1 protein-coding gene and 1 pseudogene are annotated in these 636 nt (G+C 32.5%); both read right to left on the bottom strand.

What is annotated here, in order from left to right; genetic code table 11:
• Positions 1–423, bottom strand: a 423-nt coding sequence (locus GXP69_RS18905; RefSeq protein ID WP_163917182.1) for a DUF262 domain-containing protein, incomplete at its 3' end; no start/stop codon positions are given.
• 23 nt (positions 424–446) lie between these two features.
• A pseudogene (locus GXP69_RS18900) lies at positions 447–636 on the bottom strand (phosphoadenosine phosphosulfate reductase); the annotation flags it as partial.

The raw sequence follows: 636 nt of genomic DNA, 5'->3' as shown, positions 1-636 counted from the left end.
TCTAGCAAAGAGAGTTCGTATTTCTTCTTGGCTAGCTTCCGTGATTATAGCAACTGTGATTGGATAGTTTAAAAATTGAGTATGTTTAAGAATATTATTTTTAGATAACTTGTTGTAGCTAAGGTTTTTAGTATTTATATTGTCAAAGGTTGCTTCATCTAGAGTAAATTTACCTTCTATAAATTCCCAAATTGCCCTCATCCTTTGTTGCCCATCAGTTACCTCATAATTAAAGATAAGATCATTAGGAGTTTTTCTTAGGTAAAACTTTGGGATATCATAACCACGAAGAATGGAGTCAATTAGAAGCTTTTTCTTTGGTGGTTGCCAAACGGATGTTCTTTGGTACTGTGGTTTAGGATTAATTTTACCTTGAGCATTTACTAAATCATTTAGTGTCCAAGTCTCTACTTTGATTTTCATTTAGTTTGTTTACGTATTAATATTTAAATAAAGCAAGCGGCACAACCTTCACTTTCGGAATCATCAAGAATATCTAACAAGTATTGTGACTTTACAGAAGTAGAGCGTTCTTGTTTCTTGATGTAATCCTCTTTTATTTGTTTGATCCTGTTTGGGTCAATTAACTCAGAAAGGCTTTCTTTTTGGTTCCAATTATATCCGTCTTTCTCATAG

Source organism: Pontibacter burrus (assembly GCF_010686685.1).
Classification (GTDB): domain Bacteria; phylum Bacteroidota; class Bacteroidia; order Cytophagales; family Hymenobacteraceae; genus Pontibacter; species Pontibacter burrus.
This window is presented reverse-complemented; position numbering and strand designations above follow the sequence as displayed.